The organism is Cyanobium sp. Candia 9D4 (assembly GCF_024346155.1).
In the GTDB taxonomy this organism is placed as follows: Bacteria; Cyanobacteriota; Cyanobacteriia; order PCC-6307; family Cyanobiaceae; genus Cyanobium; species Cyanobium minutissimum.
Window position 1 is genome coordinate 344791 of sequence record NZ_JAGQCK010000003.1, and the last position, 23123, is coordinate 367913.

Genomic DNA, 23123 nt, shown 5'->3' on the forward strand with positions numbered 1-23123 from the left:
CAGCCCTGCCGATGCGCCGACTCCCGATCCTTGCCGCCTCCCTGCTGGGCCTGGCCTCCGTGGTGGCGGCGGCTCCGGCGCTCGCCGATACCGTGCAGGCTCGCTGCGATGTCTTCCCCGCCGGTGAGGACAAGGCCACGTCGTCGGGGCTGTGCACCTTCTCCCAGCGGCAGGGATTCGTCAGCATCGAGCTCAAGGGCGGCCAGAGGATCGAGCTCAAGCCCAACGAGAGCACCCCCAACGCCTACTTCGATGGGCGCGGTGAACCGGCCAGGCGGGAGATCCTGGAGGCCAACCGCGGCCAGGTGTACCGGCTGGAGAACCAGTCGATCTTCGTCTTCTGGGATCCCACCCCCTACGGCAAGGAAGCCAGCAGCACCACACCCACCCCGCCCGCGGCGAAACCGCCGGAAATCGTGCAGCTGCTGCTGGGCATCCGCCAGGTGAAGTTCGAGGGCGCCTGCCGGGTCAACTTCAACAAGGCCGGCAAGCAGTTCAGCAAGACCTCCGCCTGCACCCCGGCCCAGGTGACCCAGGCCGAGGACGCCATGCAGCGCTTCTTCCGGGAGCAGGGCCTCTGAGGGCCCTAAGAATTGGTGTTCACCGGCGGCAGTCGCGCCGAGGGTGCGGCCTGGTTTCCCGCGGGAACCTTCTGCTGCTGGCCACGGCACCTTGCCACGGGAGGACCGTGGCTGATGGGCACCCCAACCTGGTGGCGCAGCGAACGTAACGGCCTCGCACGCAGCACGTATTGATCGATTCGCTGGAGCCCCCCGGTGCTGGAGGTGCTCGTCATGGAGCGGCGCGACGTTCCTGGCGGAGGGCGCTGAGGGGATGGCCTGCGACGGCGGGGCCCGCCCATCGGGATGGGGGCTTGCCGCCGGCCGACGTGCCTCCATGAAGCTGCATGGAGGCAGCGAAGATGCTGCGCCGATCAGAGGAGGAAACTCAGGCAATCACTGATGGATTCTCGTCAGTGTTCCATCCATCTGACGCGCCTGGAGCAGATGCTTCGCTCGTGAAGAATCTTTTCCGCAATGGTCGATGACCGATTCGGGGCTCTCACAATCGATCCACGCCCAGATGTGAGCTTGGAGCAAGGACGAAGAAGGGAAGCCGGGGGATTCCCAGGCTCTTTTTCCGCGTCAACCGCCACGTCTTTTCTTCAGGCCCAGGAGTTGCTCCCCATGACGACTTCCATCCATCCCACGCCGTCATCCGCACCGCACCGCAGGTGGTGATCTGAGTGACGCCCGGTCCCAGACCGCGATGCCGCTCAGTGGCACCTGCCCATCTGATCTCCATTCGGTTTCCCATGGCTTGCCCATCTCCTTGGGACTGGAGGGTTGGACCCATGACCCATCGTGCCCATCCCCTCCGGACGGTGCTGCCCCTGATGGTGGGTCTGGTCCTGCAGGCTCCCGTCAGCCTGGCCCAGGTTCAGGGGCCTCCCCTGGATGACAACCTCGGCTCGCACCACTACCCCCTGTCGATCAGGAATCGCCTGGCTCAGGCCTACTTCGACCAGGGGCTCCGTCTTTACTACGGGTTCAACCACGCTGAAGCGATCCGGGCCTTCCGCCACGCCGCCAGCCTCGATCCCCGTTGCGCCCTCTGCCACTGGGGAGAAGCGCTGGCGTTGGGACCCAACATCAACCTGGCGATGGACCGCGAGGCGGGGCTGCAGGCGTGGGCCGCTCTGCAGAAGGCGCGGGCCACCATGGCCACAGCCTCCCCGAAGGAGCGGAACCTGATCGAGGCGCTCACCCGTCGCTACACGGCCGATCCGCCGGTGGAGAGGGGCCCCCTGGATGCGGCCTGGGCCGACGCGCTGGGGAAGCTCGTTCGTCTGTATCCGGACGACATGGATCTGCGCACGTTGCATGCGGAGGCGCTGATGGATCTGACCCCTTGGCAGTATTGGAACAAGGACGGCTCAGCCCGTGAACACACGGCCGAGATCCTGCGTCAACTGGAGACCGTTCTGCGGATCGCACCCAACCATCCGGGGGCCAATCACTTCTATATCCACGCCATCGAGGAAGTGCAGCCCGAGCGTGCACTGAAGGCCGCCGAGCGGCTGGCCGCTCTGATGCCCGGTGCCGGGCACATCGTGCACATGCCTGGTCACATCTATGTGAGGGTTGGACGCTATCGCGATGCCATCACTGCCAACGAACATGCCATCCACGCCGATGAAACCTACATTCGGACATGGCGTCCTGCCTTCGGCGTCTACCTGGCCGGCTATTACCCCCACAATTACGACTTCTTAGCCTTCGCCGCCAGCATGATCGGCCGGCAAGAGCAGGTTCTTGCCGCCACTGAGACGCTGCGCACGCTGTCCCCGGAAGAGATGCTGCGCGCACCGGGGATGACCTTCCTGCAGCATCACCGCACCCGGCATCTGCAGATGAAGGTGCGCTTCGCTCTCTGGGAATCGATCCTGGCCGAACCGGCTCCACCGGCGGACCTCGGCCATGCCCGCGGCATCTGGGCCTACGCCCGCGGTCGTGCCCTCATCGCCCAGGGAAGCCTTGTGGAAGCACGCCGACTCCTGGAGGAGCTGCGGGCCCTGGCTGCAGACCCCGGGCTCTCGGCCCAACGGCTCGAGTTCAATACGTCGGGCACGGTGCTGGCGATCGCCAGAGACGTGCTGGCGGCCCATCTCGCGGCGGCTGGGGGGGATTTTGAATCGGCCAAGAGCCAATTCCAGACGGCGGTGTCGCTCGAGGACGCGATGGTCTACGGGGAACCACCGGAATGGTCGATTCCCGTCCGTCAGGACTTCGGCGCCTTCCTCCTCCGGGTGGGTGAGCCCGCCGCCGCTGAGCGCGTCTTCAGTGAGGATCTGAAGCGCTTTCCGGCGAACGGATGGTCCCTGCACGGGCTGGCCGGCAGCCTCCGCAGCCAGGGACGCCAGCGTGAAGCCGCCTCCACCAGTGCCGAGTTTCGCCGGATGTGGGAGGGCAGCGACCTTCCTTCCTTCGCCACCGCCCGGGGTGGTTGAGGCTGGAAACACCGGATGGCCTTGCCTTGGTGCGCACGTCCTCCCCTCGCATCGCCTTGCCGCCAGCCTCCTGACCTGCAGAGACCAGGCGGGGGAAGCCTGAGGGGACAGGCTGGGTGGAGCCGTGGTCACATCTGCTCACACCTGGGCGACGCCACGTCGCGCCCCAGACACAGGCGAAAGCCATGGTGTGGTCAGAGCCGCCCATGCCCGCCCCAAAGCCTCCCGCATGCTGCAGACCCCCCTGCGCCAGAGTCCCACCCCTCCAGCCTCGGCCAGGCCAGGAGCCGCTTCAGCGCTGTCTCCTGCGGGCACGCCATGGTCACGCTGGAAGCTGATCGCCGCCGGTTCGCTGACGCTCTGTCTGGCCGGGGGCGGTTGGCTGTCCTGGCATCAGGGACAGGTCCGTGCCCGCCAGGCCGCCCTGCTCGCCCAGACGGCGGTGGTGGAGCGCAGCAACGTGGTTCTTCAGGTGACGGCGTCCGGTTCGATCCGCCCCACGACGCCCGTGAACATCAGCCCCAAGCAACCGGGTCGCGTCACGGCCCTGTTCGTGGATCAGGGGGATCGGGTCAAGGCCGGCCAGGTGCTGGCGCGGATGGATGACAGCAACCTGATGGGAACGCTGCAATCGGCCCTGGGAACCCTGGCGGCGGCGGAGGCCAACCTGCAGAAGCTGCGGGCCGGCAACCGCCCCCAGGAGATCGAGGCCGCGCGACGCAATCTGCAGGCGGCGGAGGCCGATCAGATCGCCGTTCGTTCCGCCTACCTCAGCAACCAGCAGCTGTACCGATCCGGCGCGATCGCTCGGGTGAGCTTCGATGCCAGCCGCTCGGCCTTCCTGGCCAGCGAAGCCCGGGTGAGGTCCCTGAGGGCCCAGATGGATCTCGCCAGGGCCGGCAGCCGCGCGGAGGACATCACCACGGCGGCCGCCCAGGTGCTTCAGGCCAGGGGGGATCTCGCCACCATCCAGGCCCAGGTCAATGACACCGTGATCCGGGCCCCCTTTGCCGGGGTGATCAGTCAGAAATATGCCGACGTCGGCGCGTTCGTCACACCCACCACCTCCGCCAGCGCCACCAGTTCCGCCACCTCCTCATCGATCCTGGCCCTGGCCAGCGAACTGGAAGCGGTGGCCAACGTGGCGGAAGTGGACGTGGGCGCCATCCGGCCCGGCCAGCCGGTGGATCTGCAGGTGGATGCCTTCCCTCGCCAGGTGTTCCGCGGAACCGTGCGGCTGGTGGCGCCGGAAGCGGTGGTGGAGCAGAACGTGACCAGCTTCCAGGTGAGAATCGCCCTGGCAGCCGACGCGCGCAGCCAGCTCCGCTCCGGCATGAACCTCACCGCCAACGTCCGGGTGGGCCGGCGCTCCGATGCACTGCTGATCCCCACCCCGGCGATCGTGAGCGAGCGGGACGGCACCGGAGTGATGCGGCCCGGTGACAGCGGGGAGCCCAGCTTCCAGCCGGTGCAGGTGGGCGTCACGATCGGCAACCGCACCGAAGTGCTGCGCGGCCTGAAAGCCGGCGATCGGGTCTACGTGTCCGTGCCGGGCCGGCGTCAGCCCAACGCCCGGCCGGTGTCGGGCGCCTCGCCGTTCCAGCAGCAGCGGGGCCCGGGGAGGATGCCTCGTTGACGGGGCGTCGCCGGGGTGAGCGGGGTGGTGGCGAGCTGGTCGAAACGATCGCGCTCGCCTGGTCGTCGCTGCTGGCCAACCGGATGCGCTCCGCCCTGACGATGCTGGGCGTGATCATCGGCATCGGCGCCGTGATCAGCATGGTGACGATCGGGCGCGGCGCCCAGCTCCAGACGGAGAGCCAGTTGAAATCGCTGGGTTCGAACCTGCTCTTCGTGCAGAGCGGCGTGGCACCCGGCGGCGGCCCCGCCTCACGGGGCGCGGGCTCGGCCACCACCCTCACCTGGGAGGATGCCCAGGCGATCGCCGCGTCCATCCCCGCCGTGGCGGACGTGGCCCCGAATCTGAGCCAACGTACCCAGGTGGTGCTGGCCGATCGCAACACCAACACCACGGTGGTGGGCAGCACCCCGGCCTTCGTGGCGGTGCGCGACTTTCTGCCCCTGAGCGGCCGGTTTTTCAACCAGGCCGAACTCAACCAGGCCGCCAGGGTGGCCGTGCTGGGACAGACCGTCGTCGACAGCCTCGGGTTGACGGACCGCAGCGCCCTGGACCGCACGATCCGCATCCGCGGCGAGACCTTCACCGTCATCGGCACCCTGGAGTTCAAGGGCAGCACGGGCTTCCGCGACCAGGACGATCAGGTGCTGATTCCGCTCACCACGATGGCCGCAAGGATCGTGGGGATGAACACCACAGCCGGCGTGTCGGTGGAGAGCATCGCGGTTTCGGCGCGGTCCGCCGAGGCCATGGAGGCAGGGGAGTATCAGATCACCAACCTGCTGCGGTTACGCCACAGGATCGTGCCGCCCCGAGAGGACGACTTCCTGATTCGCAACCAGGCCGATCTGGTCAACGCCTCCAACGCCGTCGCCAATGTGTTCACGGCGCTGCTGGGCGGATCCGCCGCCATTTCCCTCTTGGTGGGGGGAATCGGCATCATGAACATCATGCTGGTGTCCGTCACAGAGCGAACGCGTGAGATCGGCATCCGGCGCGCCATCGGGGCCCGTTGCAGTGACATCCTGCGCCAGTTTCTGATCGAATCAACGGTGCTGTCCCTGGCGGGCGGCCTCCTGGGGGTTCTGCTTGGTGTGCTGGCGTCGATGGCCATCAATTCAGTCTTTGGCTGGAGCGCAGGGATCGCCCTGGATGCGGTGGGTTGCTCGCTGATCTTCTGCCTGGTGATCGGTGTGTTCTTCGGCGCCTATCCGGCCAGCAAGGCCGCCCAGCTGGATCCGATGACGGCACTTCGGAGCGATTGAACCATGCTGCAACTACGACAGATCACCAAGGCCTATCGCATCGGAGAGATGGAGTCTGAGATTCTGCACGGTATCGACCTGACCATCCTTCGCGGCGAGTACACCGCGATTGTGGGCACATCAGGATCCGGCAAGTCCACCCTGATGACCATTCTCGGATGCCTGGAGCAGCCCAGCAGTGGCCAGTACTACTTCGATGCCCGTGATATCACCCAGCTGAGCGACAATGAACGCACGGACATCCGCAACGTTCGGATCGGTTTTGTGTTTCAGCAATTCAACCTCCTGCCGCGCCTGACAGCACTGCAGAACGTCATGCTGCCGATGGTCTATGCCGGTTACGACCGAGACGAGCGGCGCCAGAGGGCGGCGGCGATGCTGGAGCAGGTGGGGCTGGCGGACCGGATGGCCAACCGACCCAATCAGCTCTCCGGTGGCCAACAACAACGCGTCGCGATCGCCCGCGCCCTGGTGAACCAGCCCGAACTGCTGCTGGCCGACGAACCCACCGGCGCTCTCGATTCACGGACCGGCCAGGAGGTGATCGAGCTGATCTCCGGTCTTCACGCCGATGGGCTCACGATCGTGCTCGTCACCCACGACCCGTCCGTGGCCGAGAACAGCGGGCGGATCATCCGGATCCAGGACGGGCAGATCAGCAGCGACAGCCGACCGCGCTGCCCAGACGACCTGTTTCAGAGCTGAGGGGGAACGGCGTGTAGCTGCTTGGATCCGGTGCCTCCAGCCGCACGTCAGGCACCAGGCAAGCCGGCTGGCCCCTCCCCAGAGCCTGCGGCAGCACCATCGTCCCAAGCGCCCTATACGGCCCTCGGTGCCGTGAATCCTCTGAGGGCGTTCTTCAAGAGCTGAGTGGAGAGGTCGGAATCAAGGCGTCAGGCATCGGTTCAAACCCAGCATCGGCGGGCGAAACAACGGAAATGAAGGAGAGTGGCTCCTGACCGTGATTGCTGACGCCGTGCACACAACCCACGGGAGCGACGACCACATCGCCGGCTGTGATGGCCAGGGAAGAACCCGATGCCTCTGTCTGATACGTGCCATGACCGGAGAGGATCGTCCAGGTGTCCTGCCCGGAAGGATGAACGTGGGCAGCAATCCGTTGGCCTGGCTTGACATACCACGCGACGACCACAGCTTCAGCCGTTTCCACAATCACCGACCGTATCGGTTCATCGTCGGACGGCTGCATGAAATCAACAGCACGAAAGAGGCGATCGCTACCCATGGCAAATCCCTCGCGTGAAGGGGAATGGCTGACGCTGTAGGAAAAGCGGATGCCAACTGTAGGCCAGTCCCCCGGCAGGAGTGTTGAACGCATGACGGTAGCCATTGCTCACATGGGCGGCGCCGGCTGGTGAACGGTGAGGTGGTAGACGCAGAACACCGCATCGCGCTCCCAGCCGGCAGAGGCATAGAGCGCCTGGGCGGCGGCGTTCGTGAGGGCGGTGGAGAGCGAGAGCCGGATGGCCCCGGCCCCACGGCCGTGGTGCACGGCGGCCTCCAGCAGGCGGCGGGCCACCCCCATACGCCGGGCTTCGGGCCGCACGAACAGGTCGTTGAGGATGAAGATCGGCGCCATCGACACCGAGGAGAACGATGGATAGAGCTGGGTGAAACCCACCGCCTGGCCATCGGCTTCGGCGATCAGCAGCACCGAGTCGCCCCGGGCCAGCCGCTCCTGCAGGAACGCGCCGACGCAATCCGGTTCGGACGGCTGGCCATAGAACTGGCGATAAGCGTCGAACAGAGGAACGATCACCTCCAGATCGGCGGGACCGGCTTGACGGACAACTACGGGGGGCAAGAGACAACGTGTGGCGCTCAGCCATCCTCACGCTGAAGGCGCAGCATCTCGCAGGCCCCCCGCTGGAACTCATAGCCCACGCGTTCCAGCGACACCTGGAATCCCGCCGCCCGCAGCGAATCCACCTGTCCGGCGAGATGGGGTGACACCGTCCCGCCCAGCTCCAGCAAGGGAAACACCCTGACCTCCCGGGCCACGCGAGTGAGCTCCAGCAGCGAGGCCTGGTGAAACGCCGCGTCCAGCTGGCGGCTGTAGAGGAACAGCAGGTGGGAGCAGAGCGCCAGGTCGAAGGCGTGATCGGGGAACGGCAGCGACGGCAGTTCGGCGTTCACGTACCGCCCCTCCAGCAGGCCGGCCGGATAATCCTCGAGAAAGGCCTGCATCGCCGCCATGCGGACCTGACCCAGCTCCTCAACGGACGCGATGGTGTCCCAGACGAAGGCTGATGGATTCCGCCGGGTCTGCTCGATGACCTCCGTGTAGGTGGCGTCGATCCGGGAGGCGATCTCGTCCTTCGTGAAGGCGTAGATCGGATCGCAGGAGACCACCGACAGGCCCCGCCTGCTGGCCTCCGCTTGGAAGCCGGCGGGGCCATCCCCACAGCCCAGGATCCGGCCCGCCAGATCGCTGTCGGCCAGGGAGAACATGGCCACGTATTCCTCGAAGGAACGGCCCCAGGGAACGATCTGCTCCAGCGTGAACATCGTCTCCTGGCCCCATCAGCAGAGACGGCCATCCTCCAACGACAGGGTGCGGTCGGCGATGTCGAGGATGCGGCTGTCGTGGGTCACCAGCAGGATCGTGCAGCCCTGCTCCCGCGCCAGCCGCTGCATCAGCAGCACCACCTCGCGGCCGGAGTGGCTGTCGAGGGCGGCGGTGGGTTCATCGGCCAGCAGCAGCGGCGGCTCCCCCACCAGGGCCCGGGCCACCGCCACCCGCTGCTTCTGCCCGCCCGAGAGCTGGTCCGGCTTGACATCGAGGTGATCCCCCAGCCCCACGCTCTCGAGGATCCGCCGGGCGCGCCGGTCCATCTCCCCGTCGCTGAGGGTGCCGCGCATCTCCAGCGCCATACGCACGTTCTGGGCGGCGGTGAGGCTGCGGTGCAGGTTGTGGGCCTGGAAGATGTAGCCGTGCTCGCGGCGGGCCAGGGTGAGCTGCAGCGCCGTGGCCCCCACCAGCTCCCGCCCCAGGACCCGCAGCCGGCCCCCCTGGGCCGCCCGCAGCCCGCCGATCAGGGTCAGCAGGGTGGTCTTGCCGGAGCCGGAGGGACCGGTGAGCAGCACGATCTCGCCGACGGCCACCTCCATCGCCACGTCGAACAGCACCTGGCGCCGCACCGCGCCCCGGCCGAAGTGGTGGTTGAGCCCCTCGATCACGATCGCGCTGGCCATGGCGCCGGTCCCCATCAGAAGAGCTCGGCCGGATCGGCCGCCTGCAGCCGCCGGGTGGCGATCGCCCCGGAGGCCAGGCACATCACCAGCGTCAGCACGAACACCGTGGTGGCCCGCCCCAGGGTCATGGCGATCGGCAGGCTGGTGGCCTTCGCCGCCACCGCGTAGAGCCACAGCGGCATCAGAGCGCCGGGGATGAAGCCCAGGGCCGCCAGGATCAGGGCCTGCTCCACCACCACCAGCAGCAGCCAGCGCTGGCGGAAGCCCATCGCCTTGAAGGTGGCGTACTCCTGCAGGTGGGCGTTCACGTCGGTGGAGAGCACCTGATACACGATCACCACCCCCACCACGAAGGCCATCGCCGTGCCCAGCCCGAAGATGAAGCCCACCGGGCTGGCCACCCGCCAGTAGTTCTCCTCAAACTGCACGTAGTCGGGGTGGCTGAGCACCTGCACATCGTCCGGCAGGTGGCGCCGCAGGGCCCGCACCACCGGCGCCACCGGTTCGCCCGGCGCCAGGGTGAGCAGCCCGACGCTGATGCTGCCGGCCTTCGCCCGCGGGAACATCCGCAGGAACGTCTGGTCGCTGGCCATCAGGGTGGCGTCCGCCCCGAAGGAGGCCCCCAGCCGGAACAGGCCGCCCACGGCGATGGTGCGCCGCTCGATCTCGCTGGTCACGGGCTCGCCGCGATCGAGCCGGGCGATCACCTCGCCATAGCGGCCCCGGGCGCCCCGGTCGAACAGCACCGTGTCGGGCAGCTTGAGGCGATCGGCCTGGGCCCGCACCTCCGGCAGACGCAGCACATCGGCATCCGGATCGAAACCCAGCACCTGCACGGTGGCGCTGCGCAGCGTCTGCGGATTGCGCCAGTTCACCGTGCGGATGTACAGGCCCTGGGCATCCACCACCCCGGGCACATCCAGGGCCTGCAGCAGCCGGCGGCGCGGGAAGGTGGAGAGGTTCTGGAGGTTCAGGGCCTTCGGGCTGATCAGCACCACATCGCCCCGGAAGGCGCGATCCAGGCGGGTGTTGCTGTCGTAGAGGGCCGCCTGGAAGCCCAGCTGCATGAACATCAGCAGATCGGCGAAGGCGATACCGGCGATGGCCACCAGGAAGCGGCCGCGGTCGTGGCGGAGCTGCAGCCAGCCAAGCGGGGTTCTCATGGCCCGATCACCACCCGCACCTGCAGGTTGGTGAACCCCGCCGCCCGCCGGCTGCTCTCCGGCGTGAGCGGGGCGCGCACCTCCACCACCCGGTTGTCGGTGTTGGAGCTCGGATCGGTGTTGATCAGGTTCTGGCGCAGCACGATGGCGCCGATCTGCCCCACCCGGCCCTGCAGCGGCTGGGTCAGGGCCGGGCTGGTGATCCGCACCGGCTGGCCGCGCCGCACCCGCGGCAGATCGCTCTCGTACACCTCCGCCACCGCCTGCATCCGGCTGGTCTGGCCCAGCTGCAGGATCCCCGCGGCCCCGGGGGCCTCGCCCGCCCGGGCGAACACCTGCAGCACGGTGCCGGCGATCGGCGCCCGGATCAGGTTGTCGTCGCGGGCGGCGATGGCGCGCTGCAGGTTGGCCTGGGCCTGCTCCAGCACGCGCCGGGAGGCCTCCACATCCAGGTCCACGCCGCCGGTGCCGGCACTGCTGCGGGCCTGCTGTCGCGCCAGCAGCACCCGGGCCTCCTGCAGCGAGGCGGTGACGGTGTCGAGGCTGAGGCGGCGGTTGTCGCGCTCCTCGGCCGAGACGGCCCCGCTGGTGAACAGGCTCTGGTAACGGGCGGCCTCGGTGGCGGCCGTGCGCTGCTGGGCCTCCAGGGAGCGCACCTTGGCCCGTTGGCCGTCCTCGCCGCTGCCGGCATCGGCGCTGGCGATCGCCAGCCGCGAACGGGCCAGGTTCACCTCGGCCCGGGCCGCCGCCACGGCGGCCTCCAGCTGGGGCTGGTTGTCGAGCAGGGCCAGCAGCTGGCCGGCCTGCACCGCATCGCCGCGGTCGACCAGCAGGGCCTGCAGGGTGGGCTGGCCGGCGCCCGAGAGCGGCGCCGCGATCGTGCGCAGGGCACTGACCGGCTCCAGCCGGCCCAGGGCGGTGACGGTGCGGACCGGCCGCTCGACCACCGGTGGCGGCGGCGGCGGGGTGGCGCGGCGCAGCAGGCCGACGCCGAGGGCCAGCAGCCCGGCCCCGCCCGCCGCCACCAGCCCCAGCCGTGCCCGCCGCCCCACCATCGCCGCCCTTCCAGCTGCAGTTACTATACGGTTCAGTTCAGTTTTTCCGAGCGGGACGCGCCATGCCCCCAGCCGATGCCGGTGGTGACGCAGCCGTCCCTAGGAAAACCTCTGGCCCCAGCGCCCGCGAGCGGCGCAGCCAGCACAAGCGCCAGGCCGTTCTCGACGGCGCCCGGTGCGAGTTTCTGCAGCACGGCTACGCCGCCACCTCGATGGACCGGGTCGCCGCGGCGGCGGGGGTGTCGAAGGCCACCGTGTACGGCCACTTCGCCGACAAGCAGGCCCTGTTCCGCGCCCTCACCGAGGCGATGGTGGGCGAGCGCCTCAGCGAACTGTTCGGCGCCTCGCCCCAGCAGGCCCTGCCGGCCGAGCCCGCCGCAGCCCTGCGGGAACTGGCGGCCCGCTGCCTGGAGTGCCGCCACAGCCAGCCCCAGTTCCTGGACTTTCTGCGGCTGGTGATCGCCGAGTCGGAGCGGTTCCCCGAACTGGCCAAGACCTTCCTGGCCCAGCTGGAGCGCACCGGCGTGGGCCGGGTGACGGCGCTGTTCGAGGCCATCGCCGGAGCAGCGGAGGCGGAGCTGCGGGCGCGGCTGTTCATGGGGGCCCTGGTGCACCTGATCCTGATGCAGGACCTGCTGCACGGCCGCGAGGTGGCCCCGGTGGACCGGGAGGCCTACGCCGAGCTGCTGGTGCGATTGGTGGGCGCGCCGCCGGGGACTCCGGGCTGATTCGGGGGCTCTGGCGGAGGCGGCTTCAGGCGCGGGCGTCCTGCAGCGGGCAGCCATAGGCGGCGAACGCCGCGTCGGCACTGAGCAGGGTGAAGGGGCCGCTGATGGCCTGGGCGACGAGCAGGCGATCGAACGGATCGCGGTGGTGCAGGGGCAGCTGCGCAAGCGCCAGCAGATGGGGAAGGTCGATGGGGAGAAACGCAAAGCCGGATGGCTCCGCCCAGGCGATGGCCTCGCCGGCCGACAGGGGCATGTCGCTGGGGGCGAGGGTGTGCTTGATGGCGATCTCCCAGAGCGACACATGGCTGAGAACCACCGCGCTGGCCCGGTTGGTGATCAGCTCACGGCTGAGGGGCCCCAGCTTCGGGTCATCGATGATGGCCCAGAGAAAGGTGTGGGTGTCGAGCAGCAGCCGCATCAGCCCTGCTCGAACAGATCGGCGATCAGGGGATGGGCCGCATCGATCGACTCGGGCGCCACGAACTGGCCGCGGGCGATACCGAGCCGGCGGGGTCGTTCGGGCGGCTGCAGGCTGGTGAGCCGTGCCACGGGCCGGCCGTTGCGAGCGATCACCACCTCTTCTTCGGCGCCGGTTTCGATCGCTTCCACCAGGCGCGAGAGGTGGGTCTTCGCTTCGAGCATGTTCACCATCCGGCTGGGACGGGACGCCATGGCGACGGGCCGCTCAACCAGACCAGACCAGAAATAGCCACCCGGACGGTCAGGCAGGGACGGATGGCGGATCCGAGCGTCGGTACAGCAGCACGCCGGCCCGCTGGATGTGGTCCAGAAGGGCGGGATGGCTGATGGCGGAGAGTGCGGAAAGATCGATCACCCAGGGCAGGAGCCGATCATCGAGATCGGCATCAATGCGGGCCAGGGTGGCGTTGCTGATGGCGTGACCCGTCAGCGTGAGATCGATATCGGAGGCGGGGCGGTGGCGGCCAAGGGCTCTGGATCCGTAGAGGATCGCGGCCTCCACCTCGGGATAGGTGGCGAGCACCATCTGGATGGCCGCCATGGCGGACTCCGGCAAGCCGATGGCCTGGGCTGAGGCCATCGGGGCACTGCTGATCATGGCCCGAGGGATCCGTTGCCCCGTCATGGAGAATCGCCCTCCCGGCGTGTCTCTGCGTCAGACGCGACATGCCACCACCGCGGCCTGCGCGAGAGGTAGGAGTGGGCCGTCGGGGCCAGATCCTTGAGGTGGGGCTTGTCGAAGGCGCCGGTGGCGAGGGCGACGATCGGCTCGTCGTCGATGGCTCCGATCGTGGTGCCGCAGGTGCTGCAGAAGGACCGGCTGGAGAAGGCGGAGGAACGCCAGGTGGCGGGCCTGCCGCCGGGGCCGATCCACTCGACGCTCGCCGCCGGGAACTCCACCCAGATGAGCGTGAGCGCGCCCGAGTGCCTGCGACAGATGGCACAGGAGCAGGTGTGGGGCCTCTCCGGAACACCGGTGGCTCGGAAGCGGATGGCGCCACAGAGGCAGCCACCTTCGAAGATCCTGGGTTTCATCGACCGGTGCGCAGGGGCGGCGCCTCTGCCGACCTCATGTGCCGCAGGAACTCCCGGCCACAGGCCAGCTTGCCCGCCAGGTCGCTCTCGGGGTCAAGCGCGCGCCAGAACGGCGTGACCGGCTCCACACCGGCCTGCAGGCGGAGGTAGGAGCGCTCGGCCACGACCCGCAGGGCGATCCCGGTCGTGGCCGGACAGGCGTCGTCGGCCCCATGCCGCGCGGTCAGCCTCTGGCGCAGGGTCGCGGCTGCCATCACGGACCCAGGAGCGATCTCGCACACCTCCGCATCGACGATCCGAGGGGTGACGACCAGCATCCGGGCACCGGCGGGGATGCCCGCGAACGATTTCTCCAGCACCTTCACCTTGGGCTCCCGGCTGGCCTGGAACCTTGCCTCCCAATCGGTGGCAGGTCTATCGCCCATGGCTGGATGTCCCCGCCTGCGCCGCCTTCCAGTCGTCCGTGAGCATCCCGGAGAATCCCCAGTTCTCGTCGTCGATCTCCTGGATGACGACATGGGTGTACTCGGGCTTCTTGCCGAGCACACGAACGAGTGAGTCGGTGATGTCCTTGACGATCTCGGCCTTCTGCTGCCGCGATGCACCTCGGGTGATCTGAACGTTCACGTAGGGCAATGTCTTGCTCCTGGAATGGGCGGTGCTTTGGCCTGTTGCCTATTCAAGGCCCCAGCGGCCCGGAGCGATCTGCTGGCGAAAGCCCAGCAGGCCTGCGGCAGCGGCCAATGCAGGAAAAGCGGGCTACGTCCTGGTACCCCTCCAGATCGGGATCACTCCGCTGTTGCGGATGGCCTGGTCATGGGTGGCTAGCACCAACCCGTGGGCCAAACCCGTGGCCACGATCAGCCTGTCGGCAGGATCACCATGGACACGTCAAGGGGCATGATCTGAACAACCGCAGGGGAAGCGGCCTCCTGCAACCAGGTCTGAAACGGCCGATCCAGCCTCAGCCGTCCGTCACCGCAGGGCATCAAAGGCCTGGGCCTCCAGCACGGATTCCTCTGGCTCAGCGTGCAGCACTCCGGAACCGCGCAGGGTCGTCCATGGCTGGGGTCCCTGAGCGGAGCGCGTGGTCGGCGGCATGAGGCGTGCCACCAACTTGCCGTGGCGGGTGATCTCCACCACCTCACCGCCGCTCTCCACCTGCCGGATCAACTCCAGGCACTGGGCACGGAACTCGGTCACGGAAATGTCCATAAAGGCAATTGAAAGGACATTTCGATGGAGGCCCCTCTGTCTGCTCAGGGCCGAACCCCACGAACCGGCGCCGTCCCCTAGCTTTCCGCACCTGAGAGTTCAACATCAGGGCAGCACCGGCCATGGTCCAGGGCAACGCAGCCGTCCAGCGTCCGGGGGAAGCGCCACCGGCCAATCCCGAGCGCTGGTGGACCCTGGCCGCCGTGGAATGCGGCAACTTCGTTGTCTACATGGACGGGTTCATCGTCACGCTGGCCCTGCCGGCGATGGCGCGTCAGTTCGGCGTCGGGCTGCCGGTCCTGAAGTGGGTGATCGTCGCCTACCTGCTCACCGTGACGGTCACCCTGCTGCCGGCCGGACGCCTGGCCGACATCTGGGGGCGCCGGCGCATCGTCGTCATCGGCATGGGCGTCCTGGTGGTGACCTCGGTGCTGTGCGCCTTGGCGCCGACGGTGGAGACCCTGATCGCCTTCCGGGTGCTCCAGGGGGTGGGCGGCGGCCTGGTGCTGGCCAACGTGATGGCCGAGATCACCGCCGTCTTCCCGAAGCAGGAGCGGCGCAAGGCCATGGCCGTCAACGCCTCGATCCTGGCGCTGGCCCAGGTCACGGGGCTGGTGCTCGGCGGCCTGCTGATCAGCCGGTTCGGCTGGCGCTCCCTGTTCCTGGTGATCCTGACGGTGAGCCTGGCCGGACTGATCCTCAGCCTGCGGATCCTCAGGGCCCGCCCCCGCAGCCAGGACCGCACCGCCATGGACTGGACCGGTGCCGTGCTGGCGGTGGTGGCCACCAGCGCCCCCTTCCTGGTGATCGAGCAGCTCTCCCAGGGCGGGCTGCAGCCGGCCAGCCTGGCGCTCCTGCTCGGCGGCGCGGCGGCCCTGGCCCTGTTCGTGGCGGTGGAGCAGCGCCTCCCCAAGCCGCTGCTGACGCTCAGCCTGTTCCGCTCGCGGGCCTACACCTGCGGCTCGGTGGCGGCCGCCTTCTACTTCGTGGCGGCGGTGTCCTGCTACTTCCTGCTGCCGCTGTATGCGCAGCTGGTGCTGGGGCGCTCGCCGGTGATGGCGGGGGTGCTGATCGTGCCGCTCTCGCTGGTGCTCACCGCCACGAGCCTGACGGTGAGCAGCCTGGGGGATCGGGTGGGGGCGCGGACCCTCAGCACGGCCGGCATGCTCTGCATCAGTGCCGGCCTGCTGGGCCTGTCCTGGCTGGGGCCGGACGCCGCCGACGCCAGCATCATCGGCCCGCTGATGCTGCTGGGCATGGGCGGCGGGCTGTTCCATCCCCCCAACAACAGCGCCACGCTCAACACCGTGCCGCCGCAGCATCTGAGTGTGGCCAACGGGTTCCTGTCGACGGCGCGCAACTTCGGCCAGGCGATCGGCACGGCGCTGGCGGCCTCCCTGCTCGCCCACGGCCTCGGCGCCGCCGGGGCCGACGCCGCTCTGGCGGGGGAGGTGGGAGCACGGCTGGGCGGAACCGACCTGGCGGCCTTTCTGGGGGCCCAGCAACTGGCCTTTCGCCTGGCGGCCTCTCTCGGCCTGGTGGGCGCGCTGATCTCCGTGGCCCGCGGCGCCGAGGCCCCGGCGGCTCACTGAGGCACCACGATCCAGCCGCTCTGCGGTTCGCCGTAGTGCACGCAGGCGCCACCGCTGGCGGCATGGTGGGCGGCGAGGGCGCAGAGGGCGGCATCGATCAGGTCGATGCTGGTGAGCGGTGCCAGATCGATCCCCGCCCGCTGCAGCAACTCCCTCCGCTGCGTGCGCTTCTGGGAGGCCTGGGCGTCGCCGCCCCGCAGATGCCAGGTGATGGCGTGGGGGAAGGTTTCGAAACAGCAGGGCTGGCTGCCGATCGGCAGCGCGACGGCGAGCGGATGGCTGGGCTCGAGGGCCTGATAGAGCGCTTCGCCGCGCAGCATCCAGCCGAAATAGTCGGTGGGGTGGGCGACGGCGGCCTGGCGGGTGGGCGAGGCGAAGCAGACAATCCCCTTGTGCCTCAGCTCACGCTCACAGGGACGGGCGCGTCCATCGGCGCTCCAGTGGCAGGGGGCATCGATGGCGATCACGTTCGCCTGCACCACGGATCGGCACCAGTGGGCGAGCTCCTCAGCGTCGCTGGTGGCCAACTGGGTGGCGTAGGTGCCGCCGGTGAGGGCCACGGCATGGAAGCCCTTGCGGGCGCCGCCCACATCGATGCCCACGGTGGTGGTCAGGGGCATGGCGGAATGGTCGATCAGGCCGTGCGTTGGGCGATCACGGCGAGGTGAGTCTGCGGGAACTGATCGAATTCGAGGTGACGACAGACACTTCCGCCGTCCTTGAGGACCTCGAGAAGGCCAGGAATTCCCAGGGTGGCGTAGTAAACCTCCGGTCCCATCGTCGCATCGACGTGCTCGCTCGGCCCGTCCAGTCCTCCGGCGGTGAACAGAAAAACGCCACCGATCTCGAGTGAAGCCATGAGCTTGAGCATCACCGCGCGCTGATGCTGAAGCTTCACGTGCCAGAGGCTGTCCCACGCCGAGATGAAGCGGTACATCCGCGGCGGGCTCCAGTCACAGACATCCGCATGGTGCAGCACGACGGAAGGGTCCGCGTCCTGAGCCAACGCGATCATCCGCTGCGACAGATCAATCCCCTCCAGAAGAAGGCCGTGCTCACGCAGCAAGGGATTGAACCGCGTGTTGCAGCCACAGCCCACACTCAGAGCCCAGCCGGGATCGATGGAGCCCAGAAACGCCAGCGCACGCTGGTGCTGGCGTACGCCATCGACGGTGCTGAACGTATCATCCTGCCACCTGGGAGCGAGTTGGTCGTAGGCGGCGGCAATGGCTGTATGGGTCATGGGAGTGCTCCAGCTGGAAGGCTGATGATCAACGCGGGTACGGCTCCTGGGCCGTCATTCAGGGCGCTGTCAACTCAGATTGAGTGCAAAACCACGGCAAAGTTTTCGGCCTTCTCCGGGGCTGCAAAGAACGAGGAGATGTGGTTGAAGTCGTCCTCCGTCAGTGGGTGGGAGCCTTCCGGTTGCTCCTCATTCCGCCGGGCAATCCGTGCCAGGCATTCTGCATCTGGTGTGTCCACATAATGCAGGCGGTGATCTGAGCCTGCCTCCTCGAACAGGGAACGGAACCAGGCACGCCCAGCCCTAGTGTTGGCCTGAAAATCCAGCACGACAGACTGACCGGATTTCAGGAGGTCCACCACGAGGGGACCCACCACGGTTTTCAGCTTCCTGGAGAAGTGGATGTAGTCCTGGAAGGTCGTCATCTGATCTCCGAACAAACGGGCCATCCAGATGTCCTCCGAGATCAGAAACGCTCCGGTGTCCTGCGCCACAGCCTGGGCAACGGTCGTCTTTCCAGCTCCGGCTTTCCCGCAGAAGAAGTGCAGGGTCGCGGTGGCGGCCATGTGGGGCCTTGGATAGCGGCTTGGGAGCTTAGCAAAATCCTGCGATTCACGTTGGGGAAACATGGTCCCCACAGGATCAGCATGCGTACTGGCGTGAGGCCTGCGCGTTTACGGCCGAATCCCCTCGATCATCGGGAGAAAGTCGATGCCCTGGCCGCCATATGCCTACGAAACCTGCAGGCTTGAGGATGGCGCGGATATCGGACTCCAGAGCCGAACGATTGACGGCGTTCCATAGGGATTCACAGCCCATGAGCAACAGGCAGGTCAGGGCGCTGAAGCAGCGAAGCAGGTTCAACGGGTCAGCGGCGGGAGTCACCTGACGTGGAGAGGCCCACAATGGGTGGGCTCAGGTTCGCTGCTTTGGAAACCAGTAGGCAACCTCCGTACCGCCAGGGAAGAACGGGGAGCGCTCATGGAGAAGAAGATTGTGCCAACCAGCCGTCTGTGTCACAAAGGCGTGGGCAGCATAAGCGGCAAGTGCAGCATCCCGGATATGCTCGCTGAGCCCGGTAAACTCGGGCGCAGACACAAAGGCTCGCGCCGCCGCCGATACCCGCAAGAGCGCCTTGGGATGCGATTCCGTCAGTGGCACGGCGGGCCACTGCTCACGGGATAGCCTGGCAACGAGCACACCCTGAACAAGACAGGCTCCACGCAAGGAGTTGACATGGCTGACAGTGCCGGACTGGCCACCAGCTTCACAAACAAGCCTGCGAACCTGTGCATCTGCGCTGCGATCACCCTCGCATACCCAAAACAATGGAGCGTCGATTCCAACTGCGGCTGGCGCTCCGGGCAACAGAGCTGAAGACTGGGCGACAGCGGAAGGCGCGCCACTCACAACCTCGCCGGCAACAAACCGGAGGCCATCTGTCATGGCTTCGACGACTGCCCAGCCAAACGCCTTTTCGCCACCTGGATCAAACCCTACGAATCGCATGTTGGGGTTGCCATGCCTATCCGATGCGAAAGCCAGCGTAGGCGGTGAGCGTCCGAAGGAGGGAGGAGTCAGGCCTCGGCAGCCAGAGCCATCTGTTCGGCATGGCGTTGCTGGTCAGGGTCGTGGATGACCGGGACCCTTCTGAGCCCATCGATGTACGCGGAAGGGAGATTGTGTACCATGGCACCGGCAACCACCAGGGCCCGATACCAGGCATAGGGCAGAATATCCGGATCGATCCTTGTGGCAACATACGCTTGCACAGCAACGAGCTGACCAGCCAGGTCGACAGTCTTCGTTTGCTCCTCATATCCAAGCCCGAGACCTTCCGCACGATCCAGCCGATGCTTCTCTGCGAGAGGAATCTCATAGACAACCCCGTAAACGAGACGGCTTGAATCGGCCGCCGTCGCGATGTCGCACTTGCCCGATCCATCGTTGGCGACCTTATGCCATTTCAGCTCATGCCCCCGCAGCACCGCCAAGCCGAGCGCACGCGCGGACGGAACCCGTTGACGCAACCTGGCCATGAGCATGTTGGAGCCATAGGCGAAATTCAGACAATGCTCCACGGGACCAAGTCACGCCTGCCCTTTGAGCCTATCAACCCGCCGAGGCAATCTCCCCTCGCCTTGGGATAGATCCCATCACGGGATCAGAAAAGCGGTTGCGGGATGCCTAGGGTTGTCGTAGACCCTGACCATGCTTTCCTGGGCGTACGGCCTGACGACCGCCTCCATCGCCGCTCGACTGACGCCATACCCTGAGAAGGAGACTCGGAAGCCGATGGAGCTCCGGCCGCCAACGTGATTGCGGTAGCGCAGAATCGACTTCGCCGTTTCCAAGTGTGCATCGTCCACAGCGACAACCACACCAAGGCGGCACCTGCGAGGAGAGAGAAAGCGGCGACTACCGTCGGTAGAGCTTCGCGGTCTGAGGCTCTGGGCAAGGGCAATGGACCATAAGGTTCATCGCATGAGCGTCTGGGCCATCTGCTCAGCGGCTGGCGACCAGCACACTCCTGATCACACCATCGATATCCACCGAAGGATTGGCTGCCACCGAACGGGCCCAGGTCTCGCCGTCGAGAACGCACGTCGACAGCATGCCCTTCGGCAAGGCCGCAACAAAAGCATCCGTCTGCCGATCCACCGGACGGAAGACGTTGATCGCTGTCTGCGGGCGCCCCCACAACTCGAGACGCTCACTCGCCTCAATCGCATCCGCCAGCGACTCAGCGACCTCCATCAGGCGGTCGAGCCGCTGAGCCAGTCCCATGCGACCCCACGCCAGCAGGGTCGCCAGCAGCGGGATGGCCGCGGCGGAACGGGAGCCCTGGACGCCGACGTTGGGCCTGGCGAGATAGCCTCCGCCGAAGCTGATCGCGGCATTGGCAGCCTCGAGCTCACGAAACATCACAAGTGCCGAGTCCTTGGGTTGGAAGAGCCACTTGTGAGCCGACACCGCCACTGAATCGGCCGCTTCGATCCCTTCGAGCTTGGAGGCATGCGCGGGGCTGAGTCGCAAGGGGCCGGCCCATGCGGCGTCGACGTGTGTCCATCGCGCCGCGCCAATCAGGTCGAGCGGGTCGATGGAGCCCGTGGCGGTTGTTCCAGCAGTCAGCACAAGACAGGCGGCGTTGAGGTCGGGCAACCGCTCGCGATCCAGCCGTCCGAGCGAATCCACGGGGACCTTCACCAGCTGAAGTCCCAGCAGGCGGCATGCTTTGTCAATGCTGAGATGGGCTGCTTCGGAAGTGACGACCGTCTGCACGCCTGAGGAGTCGCGCGCCGCCCAGAGGGCCGTGAGGTTGGCGATGGTCGAACCCGAGCAAAAATGCCCGCCCTGCATCCCGAAATACGGAGCAAGCCATGACACGACGCGCTCCTCTGCCTGAGTGGCGAAAGGGGACGTCATCTCATGAAGCATGTTCTGGTTGAGACTGGCATCCCAGAGCGCCATGGCCCACGTGATCCAGGGAGTGGGCGGGTCCATGTGGGCCAGCGAGATGGGTGCGCTCAGCTGGGCTGCTTTGCCGAGGACATGGCAGGAGAGCATGTCGAGCGCCTGCCTGTCACCAAGTCCGGTCTCCGGAAGCTCTGGGGGCAAGTCAACCGGCGTACCGGCTGGCGAACGCATCAGCTCCACAGCGGCGTTCAGCCCATCATTGGCCGTGAAGCTGGGGTCTGGCTGAGGCATCTCTGCTCCTCTCCGGATCAGCGGCGGACCATGGCCTTGCCTCATGACCCAGCACGATTGGAGCCGTGCGCCGAATCTTGATGTTAGCCGTCGGCGTGCTCAATCCGGAGCATGTCCCAAGCGCCTCTTTGGCACACGTTGTTCACCCGCTGTATCGATACGTGATACCCAGCTGTACGTGGCGTCCTTGGCAACGCGACATCGCTCCAGCAGGGAGAAATGACGAAACGCCTCCTCCAGCTGATGGCTAGACAAAAAAGAAGGGGCAAGCTGAAAACGAAGTCGACATCGCCGTCAGGGACTGGGTAACAACCAAGCCCAGCAGACGCAAAGAGCCAATGCCACGCAATCCGTCATTCTGGCATGTTCCGTTACAGCGGCTGGCTGGCCCCATGGCGCGTCTCACTAGAATGAATAAACTGACAGATCCCTTCAACGAGTTCAGGCGCAACCGGTAGCGATGGGTCAGAGTAGGAAGCTTTTTGTTGCTGGGGATCCAATGAAACGGTCTTTAAGACGTGATTCATTCCCTCAATGATTCTAAGCTCCGCATCCTGCTTAGCCGATTTCAGGGCTTGCGCCTCTCTGGCAGGCACTTGGCTATCAGTAGTTCCCTGAACAATCAAGACAGGAACAGTGAGTCGAGCAATCTCCTGGGTAGGGATATAGCGGAACCAGGACATGAGGTAGGGCTGGATGCTCGGTCTGTAGAGAGCGTTGAGTTCTGGTGAAATGGAGGCCACTCTCTTCCCTTGCTCCAGAGCAGCAAGAATCTGCTCATTCTCTTGCCATAATGCCTCTGGCAAGCTGGGTCGCAGCTGATCTCTTAAAAGCTGCGATGCAGGTTGGGCAGGTCCGGCGATCGAGACAAGTGCATCTGCCCCGGTTGCTTGGGTTGCCAGCATTCCTATCAGAGAGCCTTCGCTGTGACCAATGACGGTGACGCTCGAGAAACGTGAGTCTGCCTGCATGTGCTGAATCCAGAGTGCAGCATCTTCAACATAGGCATCGAAACGCAGATCAGCTTCTTCCGGTCCTGCGGCTGCGCTGGCTCCAATGCCGCGCTTGTCATAACGGATTGAGGCCATGCCATGATCCGCTAATCCTTCAGCGAGGAGCTTGAGGCTATGATTGGTCCCAGCGAGAGAACTGTCTCCATTGCGATCGGTCGGACCTGAACCCGCAATGATCAGCACCGCTGGCCCTGGCACATCAGACGCTGGAATCATCTGTGTGCCATGGAGTGTGCCCGCTAACGTTTCGATCTCAACCTCGACAGATGTTGAGGCTTGTGTCGTCCAACCCATAGATAGCAGCGATAGAGGTGTAGCGCTTAGATGTGGTTTCCCACCAGGTTGTTCATGCCTGCAGCTGACCAAGCCGCTGCTGGGGGGTAAGGCCACCCAGGGCCATGTGGCACCTGCGGCTGTTGTAGATCTGCAGGTAGGTGGGCAGTAGCTCATTGTGAGCCACTGGGGTGCCGTAGGGCATCGCGTAGGCCCACTCCTCCAGCAGGGTCCACTGCTTCGCAGAAGCCTGCGGCTAGATGAATCGCTCGGCCTTGCCGTTGGTCCGAGGGGTGTAGGGCCTGGTCTTCTTCGGCTTCAATCCCAGGGCCTGGCAGGCTTTTCGCCAGCCATGGGACTTGTAGGCTGTCCCGTGTCAATCAGGTTGACGGGTGGCGTCAATCTGGTTGACCGGTTGAGTCGCTTGTTCGGAGGTCCTCCGGAGCCTGAGATGGCAGTGGGAATCGGGATCGTGACCAGGCTGTCGCCTC

The 23123-nt window shown here is 66.5% G+C and carries 26 protein-coding genes and 1 pseudogene; 7 read left to right on the forward strand and 20 right to left on the reverse strand.

Features of this window, described 5'->3' with window-relative positions; all coding sequences use genetic code 11:
* Window positions 1-11: 11 nt before the first annotated feature.
* From KBZ08_RS10020 to KBZ08_RS10040, 5 genes are all read left to right on the forward strand, one after another.
* Complete coding sequence (locus KBZ08_RS10020) at window positions 12-581, forward strand: hypothetical protein (protein ID WP_254972689.1); 570 nt, start codon at window positions 12-14, stop codon at window positions 579-581.
* An 803-nt stretch (window positions 582-1384) separates the two neighbouring features.
* Complete coding sequence (locus KBZ08_RS10025; protein WP_254972691.1) at window positions 1385-3010, forward strand: hypothetical protein; 1626 nt, start codon at window positions 1385-1387, stop codon at window positions 3008-3010.
* Between the two features lie 229 nt (window positions 3011-3239).
* Complete coding sequence (locus KBZ08_RS10030; protein ID WP_254972692.1) at window positions 3240-4646, forward strand: HlyD family secretion protein; 1407 nt, start codon at window positions 3240-3242, stop codon at window positions 4644-4646.
* Window positions 4643-5911, forward strand: a complete 1269-nt coding sequence (locus KBZ08_RS10035) for an ABC transporter permease (RefSeq protein ID WP_254972693.1) — start codon at window positions 4643-4645, stop codon at window positions 5909-5911. The genes KBZ08_RS10030 and KBZ08_RS10035 overlap by 4 nt, the downstream gene beginning before the upstream one ends.
* A gap of 3 nt (window positions 5912-5914) precedes the next feature.
* Window positions 5915-6616 carry an ABC transporter ATP-binding protein gene (locus KBZ08_RS10040; protein ID WP_254972694.1) on the forward strand — a complete coding sequence of 234 codons (702 nt, stop codon included), beginning with the start codon at window positions 5915-5917 and terminating at the stop codon, window positions 6614-6616.
* A 154-nt stretch (window positions 6617-6770) separates the two neighbouring features.
* On the opposite strand, the gene KBZ08_RS10045 is transcribed toward KBZ08_RS10040, so the two are convergent.
* From KBZ08_RS10045 to KBZ08_RS10070, 6 genes are all read right to left on the reverse strand, one after another.
* Window positions 6771-7157: a cupin domain-containing protein gene (locus KBZ08_RS10045; protein ID WP_315861253.1), complete on the reverse strand. Its 387-nt coding sequence runs from the start codon at window positions 7155-7157 to the stop codon at window positions 6771-6773.
* 108 nt (window positions 7158-7265) lie between these two features.
* Window positions 7266-7691 (reverse strand): GNAT family N-acetyltransferase, encoded by a 426-nt coding sequence (locus tag KBZ08_RS10050; protein ID WP_254972698.1) that lies wholly within the window; start codon window positions 7689-7691, stop codon window positions 7266-7268.
* 62 nt (window positions 7692-7753) lie between these two features.
* A complete protein-coding gene (locus KBZ08_RS10055) occupies window positions 7754-8440 on the reverse strand; it encodes an SAM-dependent methyltransferase (RefSeq protein ID WP_254972700.1) in 687 nt (228 codons plus the stop codon).
* A 15-nt stretch (window positions 8441-8455) separates the two neighbouring features.
* Window positions 8456-9127 (reverse strand): ATP-binding cassette domain-containing protein, encoded by a 672-nt coding sequence (locus KBZ08_RS10060; RefSeq protein WP_254972704.1) that lies wholly within the window; start codon window positions 9125-9127, stop codon window positions 8456-8458.
* Between the two features lie 14 nt (window positions 9128-9141).
* Complete coding sequence (devC, locus tag KBZ08_RS10065; protein ID WP_254972706.1) at window positions 9142-10290, reverse strand: ABC transporter permease DevC; 1149 nt, start codon at window positions 10288-10290, stop codon at window positions 9142-9144.
* On the reverse strand, window positions 10287-11345 hold the full coding sequence (locus KBZ08_RS10070) for an HlyD family efflux transporter periplasmic adaptor subunit (RefSeq protein ID WP_254972707.1): 1059 nt from the start codon (window positions 11343-11345) through the stop codon (window positions 10287-10289). Before KBZ08_RS10070 ends, devC begins: the two co-directional genes overlap by 4 nt.
* A gap of 62 nt (window positions 11346-11407) precedes the next feature.
* On the opposite strand from KBZ08_RS10070, the gene KBZ08_RS10075 reads away from it, so the two are divergent.
* Window positions 11408-12073, forward strand: coding sequence for a TetR/AcrR family transcriptional regulator (locus tag KBZ08_RS10075; protein WP_254972709.1), 666 nt, complete (start codon window positions 11408-11410; stop codon window positions 12071-12073).
* 25 nt (window positions 12074-12098) lie between these two features.
* Here the strand turns inward: KBZ08_RS10075 and KBZ08_RS10080 are convergent, their stop codons facing one another.
* The 7 genes and pseudogenes from KBZ08_RS10080 to KBZ08_RS10110 all read right to left on the reverse strand — a co-directional run bounded on the left by KBZ08_RS10080 (window position 12099) and on the right by KBZ08_RS10110 (window position 14791).
* Window positions 12099-12491: a type II toxin-antitoxin system VapC family toxin gene (locus KBZ08_RS10080; RefSeq protein WP_254972711.1), complete on the reverse strand. Its 393-nt coding sequence runs from the start codon at window positions 12489-12491 to the stop codon at window positions 12099-12101.
* Window positions 12491-12745, reverse strand: coding sequence for a type II toxin-antitoxin system Phd/YefM family antitoxin (locus tag KBZ08_RS10085; RefSeq protein WP_254972713.1), 255 nt, complete (start codon window positions 12743-12745; stop codon window positions 12491-12493). The genes KBZ08_RS10080 and KBZ08_RS10085 overlap by 1 nt, the downstream gene beginning before the upstream one ends.
* A gap of 49 nt (window positions 12746-12794) precedes the next feature.
* Window positions 12795-13151, reverse strand: coding sequence for a nucleotidyltransferase domain-containing protein (locus KBZ08_RS10090; RefSeq protein ID WP_254972715.1), 357 nt, complete (start codon window positions 13149-13151; stop codon window positions 12795-12797).
* Between the two features lie 23 nt (window positions 13152-13174).
* Window positions 13175-13588: a GFA family protein gene (locus KBZ08_RS10095; RefSeq protein WP_254972717.1), complete on the reverse strand. Its 414-nt coding sequence runs from the start codon at window positions 13586-13588 to the stop codon at window positions 13175-13177.
* Window positions 13585-14013, reverse strand: a complete 429-nt coding sequence (locus KBZ08_RS10100) for a hypothetical protein (RefSeq protein ID WP_254972719.1) — start codon at window positions 14011-14013, stop codon at window positions 13585-13587. Before KBZ08_RS10100 ends, KBZ08_RS10095 begins: the two co-directional genes overlap by 4 nt.
* A pseudogene (locus KBZ08_RS10105) lies at window positions 14003-14230 on the reverse strand (4-oxalocrotonate tautomerase family protein); the annotation flags it as partial. The gene KBZ08_RS10100 and the pseudogene KBZ08_RS10105, both read right to left, overlap by 11 nt.
* Before the next feature lie 333 nt (window positions 14231-14563).
* Entirely contained in the window at window positions 14564-14791 is a 228-nt protein-coding gene (locus KBZ08_RS10110) for a type II toxin-antitoxin system Phd/YefM family antitoxin (RefSeq protein WP_219904189.1), read from the reverse strand.
* A gap of 134 nt (window positions 14792-14925) precedes the next feature.
* Between KBZ08_RS10110 and KBZ08_RS10115 the strand changes: the two genes are divergently transcribed.
* Window positions 14926-16395: an MFS transporter gene (locus KBZ08_RS10115; RefSeq protein ID WP_254972722.1), complete on the forward strand. Its 1470-nt coding sequence runs from the start codon at window positions 14926-14928 to the stop codon at window positions 16393-16395.
* On the opposite strand, the gene KBZ08_RS10120 is transcribed toward KBZ08_RS10115, so the two are convergent.
* The 7 genes from KBZ08_RS10120 to KBZ08_RS10145 form a co-directional block, all read right to left on the reverse strand.
* Entirely contained in the window at window positions 16389-17015 is a 627-nt protein-coding gene (locus KBZ08_RS10120) for a DUF429 domain-containing protein (protein ID WP_254972724.1), read from the reverse strand. The genes KBZ08_RS10115 and KBZ08_RS10120 overlap by 7 nt on opposite strands.
* Window positions 17016-17029: 14 nt before the next feature.
* Entirely contained in the window at window positions 17030-17638 is a 609-nt protein-coding gene (locus tag KBZ08_RS10125) for a class I SAM-dependent methyltransferase (RefSeq protein WP_254972726.1), read from the reverse strand.
* A 74-nt stretch (window positions 17639-17712) separates the two neighbouring features.
* Window positions 17713-18204 (reverse strand): ATP-binding protein, encoded by a 492-nt coding sequence (locus tag KBZ08_RS10130; protein WP_254972728.1) that lies wholly within the window; start codon window positions 18202-18204, stop codon window positions 17713-17715.
* Window positions 18205-18553: 349 nt separating this feature from the next.
* A complete protein-coding gene (locus tag KBZ08_RS16640; protein ID WP_396122403.1) occupies window positions 18554-19147 on the reverse strand; it encodes a DUF429 domain-containing protein in 594 nt (197 codons plus the stop codon).
* A 68-nt stretch (window positions 19148-19215) separates the two neighbouring features.
* Window positions 19216-19719 (reverse strand): gamma-glutamylcyclotransferase family protein, encoded by a 504-nt coding sequence (locus KBZ08_RS10135; protein ID WP_254972729.1) that lies wholly within the window; start codon window positions 19717-19719, stop codon window positions 19216-19218.
* 424 nt (window positions 19720-20143) lie between these two features.
* Window positions 20144-21346 carry an aminotransferase class V-fold PLP-dependent enzyme gene (locus KBZ08_RS10140; protein ID WP_254972732.1) on the reverse strand — a complete coding sequence of 401 codons (1203 nt, stop codon included), beginning with the start codon at window positions 21344-21346 and terminating at the stop codon, window positions 20144-20146.
* Between the two features lie 371 nt (window positions 21347-21717).
* Window positions 21718-22653: an alpha/beta hydrolase gene (locus KBZ08_RS10145; RefSeq protein ID WP_254972733.1), complete on the reverse strand. Its 936-nt coding sequence runs from the start codon at window positions 22651-22653 to the stop codon at window positions 21718-21720.
* Window positions 22654-23123 lie beyond the last annotated feature (470 nt).

What these genes read in the sequence shown, in the direction of transcription:
- KBZ08_RS10020 (WP_254972689.1), top strand. Translation starts at nt 12, where the DNA reads ATGCGCCGACTCCCGATCCTTGCCGCCTCCCTGCTGGGCCTGGCCTCC.
- KBZ08_RS10030 (WP_254972692.1), top strand. Translation starts at nt 3,240, where the DNA reads ATGCTGCAGACCCCCCTGCGCCAGAGTCCCACCCCTCCAGCCTCGGCC.
- KBZ08_RS10040 (WP_254972694.1), top strand. Translation starts at nt 5,915, where the DNA reads ATGCTGCAACTACGACAGATCACCAAGGCCTATCGCATCGGAGAGATG.
- KBZ08_RS10045 (WP_315861253.1), bottom strand. Translation starts at nt 7,157, where the DNA reads ATGGGTAGCGATCGCCTCTTTCGTGCTGTTGATTTCATGCAGCCGTCC.
- KBZ08_RS10055 (WP_254972700.1), bottom strand. Translation starts at nt 8,440, where the DNA reads ATGTTCACGCTGGAGCAGATCGTTCCCTGGGGCCGTTCCTTCGAGGAA.
- KBZ08_RS10060 (WP_254972704.1), bottom strand. Translation starts at nt 9,127, where the DNA reads ATGGCCAGCGCGATCGTGATCGAGGGGCTCAACCACCACTTCGGCCGG.
- devC (WP_254972706.1), bottom strand. Translation starts at nt 10,290, where the DNA reads ATGAGAACCCCGCTTGGCTGGCTGCAGCTCCGCCACGACCGCGGCCGC.
- KBZ08_RS10070 (WP_254972707.1), bottom strand. Translation starts at nt 11,345, where the DNA reads ATGGTGGGGCGGCGGGCACGGCTGGGGCTGGTGGCGGCGGGCGGGGCC.
- KBZ08_RS10075 (WP_254972709.1), top strand. Translation starts at nt 11,408, where the DNA reads ATGCCCCCAGCCGATGCCGGTGGTGACGCAGCCGTCCCTAGGAAAACC.
- KBZ08_RS10080 (WP_254972711.1), bottom strand. Translation starts at nt 12,491, where the DNA reads ATGCGGCTGCTGCTCGACACCCACACCTTTCTCTGGGCCATCATCGAT.
- KBZ08_RS10085 (WP_254972713.1), bottom strand. Translation starts at nt 12,745, where the DNA reads ATGGCGTCCCGTCCCAGCCGGATGGTGAACATGCTCGAAGCGAAGACC.
- KBZ08_RS10090 (WP_254972715.1), bottom strand. Translation starts at nt 13,151, where the DNA reads ATGATCAGCAGTGCCCCGATGGCCTCAGCCCAGGCCATCGGCTTGCCG.
- KBZ08_RS10095 (WP_254972717.1), bottom strand. Translation starts at nt 13,588, where the DNA reads ATGAAACCCAGGATCTTCGAAGGTGGCTGCCTCTGTGGCGCCATCCGC.
- KBZ08_RS10100 (WP_254972719.1), bottom strand. Translation starts at nt 14,013, where the DNA reads ATGGGCGATAGACCTGCCACCGATTGGGAGGCAAGGTTCCAGGCCAGC.
- KBZ08_RS10115 (WP_254972722.1), top strand. Translation starts at nt 14,926, where the DNA reads ATGGTCCAGGGCAACGCAGCCGTCCAGCGTCCGGGGGAAGCGCCACCG.
- KBZ08_RS10120 (WP_254972724.1), bottom strand. Translation starts at nt 17,015, where the DNA reads ATGCCCCTGACCACCACCGTGGGCATCGATGTGGGCGGCGCCCGCAAG.
- KBZ08_RS10125 (WP_254972726.1), bottom strand. Translation starts at nt 17,638, where the DNA reads ATGACCCATACAGCCATTGCCGCCGCCTACGACCAACTCGCTCCCAGG.
- KBZ08_RS10130 (WP_254972728.1), bottom strand. Translation starts at nt 18,204, where the DNA reads ATGGCCGCCACCGCGACCCTGCACTTCTTCTGCGGGAAAGCCGGAGCT.
- KBZ08_RS16640 (WP_396122403.1), bottom strand. Translation starts at nt 19,147, where the DNA reads ATGCGATTCGTAGGGTTTGATCCAGGTGGCGAAAAGGCGTTTGGCTGG.
- KBZ08_RS10140 (WP_254972732.1), bottom strand. Translation starts at nt 21,346, where the DNA reads ATGCCTCAGCCAGACCCCAGCTTCACGGCCAATGATGGGCTGAACGCC.
- KBZ08_RS10145 (WP_254972733.1), bottom strand. Translation starts at nt 22,653, where the DNA reads ATGGGTTGGACGACACAAGCCTCAACATCTGTCGAGGTTGAGATCGAA.